Here is a 4,792-nt window from a genome sequence, read left to right as displayed (position 1 = left end):
CAACTTGCTGCAATCTAGCGGAAGTTTGAAATCCGAGCGCTTCACTCGTTAATGCAAAAACCCCGCTGTTCCTTGGCTTGTAAGCCGCGGAATGGCGGGGTTTTAGGGTGGTGGGCCCTACCGGGATCGAACCGATGACATCCACGGTGTAAACGTCACCCCAACCAAACAATCGTAGGCCAAACCAGCCTTCAGGGAGTTTCTAGGGAGAATCCGGCTTCCAAGACTCCCCCAGAATCTCCCCCATTCTCTCCGCAACATCATCCAAATCCTGATCGAACAATCCCGCATAGGTGTCCAAAGTAATCGACGCCGTCGCATGCCCCAGCATACGCTGCACCGACTTCACTGAAGCCCCAGACTGCACAGCCCACGACGCAGCCGTATGCCGCAAATCATGCACCCAAAGACCGGACGGAACAGTCACAGGACTCTTCTCCCCAGCCACACGCTTCAGTACGGCATCCGCCCTAACCTTCGCCACCGCATCATCGAACTGCCGGCGCTTGAAATTATTCGCCCGCACCTGCACCCCACGGAACGTCGTGAAGATCAGATCATCAGGATCCTTCCCAATAACCTGTGCAGAAAGGAATTTACTGGCGGCAGACGTCACCGGGACCGTCCGTGTCAGCCCATTTTTCGGCGGCCCGAGTACTTGGTTTCCTTTTACGAATACGACGGCCCTTGAAATGGTGAGGCGACGTCGACGCTTGTCGAAGTCCTTGACGCGCAGCTCGGTCACCTCTGAAATCCTCAGACCAGTCGTAGCCAACACCCAAGCCATGCCGGAATACCTTTGATCGATAGCCTTGGCTAACGCTTCGACCTGCGCCACAGTCAGGAACTGGTGGGCACGAACTTTACCGGTCGGCAAGTTTACGCCAGTCGCCGGGTTATGGGTGATGCGCTTCTCCCCTACGCACCATCCAAAAAAGTTATTGAGCCTGCCAAAGATGGTGTCAACTGTACGGGCAGCCTTTCCACCTTTGGTCATAGAAGCCACCCACTCTTGAACGTCGGATCGTTCAATGTCCGCAAGGACTTTCTCTCCCCAATATGGGGTGATCGTGGCACGCAAATCAGATTCGATAGCCGCCTTCGTGGATTCCTTCACATGAGCCTGGGCGGCCTCCCAATCAGGAAGCAGCTCCTTTATCTGGACTCGACCTCGGGCCGCGCTCACATAGGTGCCTGACAATTGGTTGTGGTTCACCCATGTCTTGTGGGCGTCTGCCGCGTCCTTAGTGGCAAATGACTTCTTAACTTCCTTACCGTCCTCCAACCACACGACACGCCAACGCTTACCTTTGCCATAGTCAGCAGTCCGGGTCTTGTCTTTTTTTGTCCATCGGTCTTCAGTACGTGCCATGGCTAGCCCGTGTACGGCTTCCAGGCGTCGAGCACCGACACTACGGGCCTGATTGCCCCGTTCACTTTGGTCGCATCGTTCCCACATTCAACCGACTCATTATCGGTTACGCACGACTTTCCGGCTCCAGTGGCAGCCAAGCTATCCAGAGCGGCCAGGGTTCTTGCGACCAGTGCACCCATTTCTTTGGGCGGAGTGTCAAGTTTTCTAATATTCTTTGCCGCTAAGTTTGCGTTTATGGATGCCGTAGCAGCCGTGACCCTGCACGTCTTCGCCTTGATCTTATCGAGGACACTAGAACCCAGCACTTCAGATAATGCGCAGTCAACAATTTTGGCATCGTATTCGCGCCAGTCATTCTCGTATTCGGATATTATGCTGGCCAACTGTTGAGGCGACGAAGTTGGCGCGGCAGTAGGAGACGGTTTTGGGGTTTGAGTTGGCGCAGATGCCGCACCTCCGCCTTCACACCCAGTCAAAAGCGCTACAGCTAGGATAATTGGGGCGAGTATTTTTTTCATGGTTCCCTTTGTGGTGTGATGATTTGCCGTATTAGCAGGGTCTCTGCTGGTGTGAGTGTGCTGATGTAGGTGGTGATGTCTCGTGGGAGTACGCCGAGGATGTGGGCGGTGCCTTGTGCTGTTTGTGTCTGGTGCAGGGCGTCGATGAAGGCACCGGCTTTGATGAGGCGCCGGGCAGCCCACACGGATGCTTGTCGTTCAGCTTTCTTATCGCCCCGGACGTGCTGATACCAGGCGTGCCCTAGTTCGTGGGCGAGTGTCGATTTTCGTTGTATGGGCGCGAGCCCGTGGCGGAGGATGATGGCGTGGCCGGTTCGGTCATAGGCGCCCCACCAGCCTTTTGGGAGCGGGCCGGTGTCTACGGTGACACCGAGGTCCCCCACAAGCATGTCAATATCCATTTTTTGATTTTATTTGTTGGCTCAGACATTCTAGGTCCGGTGCGCTTTGAGGAACTCTCTGGCCATGTCTTGGAGCAGCGTGCGTGATGATTCGGGTAGGTGCCCGGCACCGTAGAGAGTCATGTCGCCGTCATCTACTGGTTGGACAGGTAGGTCCAGGGATTCGGCTGCGGTCAGAATAATTCTTGTCACGGATACTCCGAGACCGATGGCTAAGCCTTTCAGTGTTTCGGGGTCGGGGAAAGCTTTGAGACGCGTGGTCGCCATTTGTTGTAGCCGCCCGGATGTTGGTTGGCCACCGCAGTCGTCGGACAGTTTCCCGTAGGTTCTCCCGCCTTTGCGATCGAGTATGAGGTCCCTGAATGGGTCGGTGTCGGTCATGGTGTGTTCCTAGGGTTCGTTGGGTAGCTGGTCATGCCAGTCCGGCTCATCACTATGGTCATCGGCAGCCAAGTCGTAGCGGTCGCTTGAATCCTTTTTGTGCTGGGCAGTTGCCGGTTTGTTTTCTGGCCCGGCTGTTTCCATCCGTCGACGTACTTCTCCTACGAGCTCATCTGATGTGAGTGTGGAGAGGTCTGGCCGTCCGGTGGGGTGTTCTTTGGCTTCTTTGGGTGTCAGGAATCCTGCCGCCACGAATGCTTCAAGAACGGGCCGGTTGTATGCCCTGGCAAACGCCGTCACGTTCTCCGGCCGCGGGGCAAATGATTGCCATCGCGAGATCGTCGCCCCGGAGACACCAATATTTTTGGCAATCGCCGATTGGGTTTCCCCCTTGGCGTGCCGAGTAACGTATTTGATCCAGTTCATGCCGGTAACTCTAGATGCGCTCACGCATTGATTTTCCCCTATTTATTACATTGCGCCAATGCAACACGCTACGGAAGTGAATTACATTCTTGTGTTTCCGCAGGTCAGGGAGGTTGCGGCAGCGCAACAGGACTACGTTATAAAATCGTTACATTGCTGACTTGCGTTAGTGTAAGACAAATGTATAAAGTCATTACATCAGCGCAAGCAGCCCCGAGATTCCGGGGAATTATGTAAGGAAGGAGGCGACATGATGGCCCAACTGGAACTCCGTAAAGACAAGCTCCGCCAGTACAGGAAGCTCACAAAACTAGACACCGACCAGCAATTCGCCACAGCAATCGGAGTCAACGCCGCAACCGTTAGCCGTGTCCTCAGCGGCACATCAGCACCAGGCGCACGTTTCATAGCCGGACTCGTAGACGTCTTCGGTGTCGAACTCTTCGGAGACCTCTTCAACGTCCTCGACGACGCGGCTTAGTACCACCCGAAAGGAACATGATCATGCCCCAGACAACATTTGCCCAGCACCCCGAACCGTCCAACGTCTCAGAAACCACCGGCCTGCTCCAGCACATGCGCAACATGCTCTCCGAGCAGTTCCTGCACACCGAGCAAGACTTCAATGACGTGCTGACGTTGCTCGAAATGAGCCTCGCCCACCCGGTAACGACCGCAGCAGAGTATGGGACAGCCACCCCAGAGCAGGTCGCAGTATTCGAAACCGAGGTGCGCTGAACATGGAACTCACCAACTTCAACTACAGCGGCCAACCAGTGCGAACCGTGACCGTCGACAGCGAGTCGTGGTTCGTGGCATCCGACGTTGCAAAGATCCTTGGTTACAGTGCCACAGCGGCCATGACGCGCCGACTAGACGACGAAGATAAGGGGGTGCGAGTTCTGCACACCCTTGGTGGCGGGCAAGAAATGACGGTAATTTCCGAACCCGGACTATATGCTGCGGCACTGGGGTCGCAGGTAGCAGGTGCTAAGGCTTTCAAGCGTTGGGTTACCCATGAGGTTCTCCCGCAGATTCGTCGGACTGGCACTTACGCTACATCGACGCTGTCTGGTGCCGAGCTGATGGCGCAAGCCCTCATTGAGGCTCACAGCACGATGGCCAGCTACCGGGCCCGTGTGGACGAGCTGACACCCATGGCAACTGCTTGGGAGAAACTAGCGTCCGCCACGGGGGACTACTCGGTACGGGACGCCGCACAGGTGCTTTGCCGGGACGGCGGAATCCAGGTCGGCCAGAACCGCCTATTCAAGCACCTTCGCGAATCAGGGCGCCCATGGTTGGACAAGTCAAGCCGCCCATACCAGTGGGCAGTAGACCAAGGCTTGGTTGCGGAGAAGATCAGCAGCTTCAAATTCGCCCGCACCAACGGTGAAGAACAACTTGCCGCACCACAGGTCCGTATCAGTGCTAAAGGGCTTCAACGGCTCCACAAGGAACTCGCTGGCACCAGGGAACTGGTGAAGGCGTGAGCGCCCCAGTCATGGTCCGGAAAGCATTCACCCCGGACCAGGTCGCTGAGATGTTGCAGGAGCCTGTCCGTTCCATAAAAATTCATTGCCGCACGCAGGCGTTGAAGGGCGCGTACAAGACGGGTGGGAAAACATCGCCGTGGCGTATCCCGCCAGGAGCCATCGACCACTACCAACGCACCCGGCGACGCGAATAGG

At 56.2% G+C, this 4,792-nt stretch carries 9 protein-coding genes; 4 read left to right on the top strand and 5 right to left on the bottom strand.

All coding sequences use genetic code 11. The annotated features are described in order from the left end of the window. Window positions 1-202: 202 nt before the first annotated feature. From LOH53_RS10965 to LOH53_RS10945, 5 genes are all read right to left on the bottom strand, one after another. Window positions 203-1,372 (bottom strand): tyrosine-type recombinase/integrase, encoded by a 1,170-nt coding sequence (locus LOH53_RS10965; protein ID WP_230067774.1) that lies wholly within the window; start codon window positions 1,370-1,372, stop codon window positions 203-205. A 2-nt stretch (window positions 1,373-1,374) separates the two neighbouring features. Further along, window positions 1,375-1,758 (bottom strand): hypothetical protein, encoded by a 384-nt coding sequence (locus LOH53_RS10960; protein ID WP_230067773.1) that lies wholly within the window; start codon window positions 1,756-1,758, stop codon window positions 1,375-1,377. 131 nt (window positions 1,759-1,889) lie between these two features. Next, a complete protein-coding gene (locus LOH53_RS10955; RefSeq protein WP_230067772.1) occupies window positions 1,890-2,294 on the bottom strand; it encodes an ImmA/IrrE family metallo-endopeptidase in 405 nt (134 codons plus the stop codon). Between the two features lie 30 nt (window positions 2,295-2,324). Further along, entirely contained in the window at window positions 2,325-2,675 is a 351-nt protein-coding gene (locus LOH53_RS10950; RefSeq protein WP_230067771.1) for a hypothetical protein, read from the bottom strand. Between the two features lie 9 nt (window positions 2,676-2,684). Next, window positions 2,685-3,101 carry a helix-turn-helix transcriptional regulator gene (locus LOH53_RS10945; protein ID WP_230067770.1) on the bottom strand — a complete coding sequence of 139 codons (417 nt, stop codon included), beginning with the start codon at window positions 3,099-3,101 and terminating at the stop codon, window positions 2,685-2,687. A 250-nt stretch (window positions 3,102-3,351) separates the two neighbouring features. Between LOH53_RS10945 and LOH53_RS10940 the strand changes: the two genes are divergently transcribed. From LOH53_RS10940 to LOH53_RS10925, 4 genes are read left to right on the top strand one after another with little or no spacing between them, the layout of a single operon-like run. Continuing rightward, window positions 3,352-3,582, top strand: coding sequence for a helix-turn-helix domain-containing protein (locus tag LOH53_RS10940; RefSeq protein ID WP_230067769.1), 231 nt, complete (start codon window positions 3,352-3,354; stop codon window positions 3,580-3,582). A 23-nt stretch (window positions 3,583-3,605) separates the two neighbouring features. Then, complete coding sequence (locus LOH53_RS10935; protein ID WP_230067768.1) at window positions 3,606-3,839, top strand: hypothetical protein; 234 nt, start codon at window positions 3,606-3,608, stop codon at window positions 3,837-3,839. Between the two features lie 2 nt (window positions 3,840-3,841). Continuing rightward, complete coding sequence (locus LOH53_RS10930; protein WP_230067767.1) at window positions 3,842-4,594, top strand: phage antirepressor; 753 nt, start codon at window positions 3,842-3,844, stop codon at window positions 4,592-4,594. Further along, window positions 4,591-4,791, top strand: coding sequence for a helix-turn-helix domain-containing protein (locus LOH53_RS10925; RefSeq protein WP_230067766.1), 201 nt, complete (start codon window positions 4,591-4,593; stop codon window positions 4,789-4,791). Before LOH53_RS10930 ends, LOH53_RS10925 begins: the two co-directional genes overlap by 4 nt. Window position 4,792: the final 1 nt, after the last annotated feature.

The sequence above is a fragment of the Arthrobacter cryoconiti genome (assembly GCF_020905375.1).
GTDB classification, from domain to species: domain Bacteria; phylum Actinomycetota; class Actinomycetes; order Actinomycetales; family Micrococcaceae; genus Specibacter; species Specibacter cryoconiti.
This window is presented reverse-complemented; position numbering and strand designations above follow the sequence as displayed.

Bases quoted from the DNA above. Each gene is read 5' to 3' on its own strand.
- LOH53_RS10965 (WP_230067774.1), bottom strand. From the start codon at position 1,372: ATGGCACGTACTGAAGACCGATGGACAAAAAAAGACAAGACCCGGACT.
- LOH53_RS10955 (WP_230067772.1), bottom strand. From the start codon at position 2,294: ATGGATATTGACATGCTTGTGGGGGACCTCGGTGTCACCGTAGACACC.
- LOH53_RS10950 (WP_230067771.1), bottom strand. From the start codon at position 2,675: ATGACCGACACCGACCCATTCAGGGACCTCATACTCGATCGCAAAGGC.
- LOH53_RS10945 (WP_230067770.1), bottom strand. From the start codon at position 3,101: ATGAACTGGATCAAATACGTTACTCGGCACGCCAAGGGGGAAACCCAA.
- LOH53_RS10940 (WP_230067769.1), top strand. From the start codon at position 3,352: ATGATGGCCCAACTGGAACTCCGTAAAGACAAGCTCCGCCAGTACAGG.
- LOH53_RS10935 (WP_230067768.1), top strand. From the start codon at position 3,606: ATGCCCCAGACAACATTTGCCCAGCACCCCGAACCGTCCAACGTCTCA.
- LOH53_RS10930 (WP_230067767.1), top strand. From the start codon at position 3,842: ATGGAACTCACCAACTTCAACTACAGCGGCCAACCAGTGCGAACCGTG.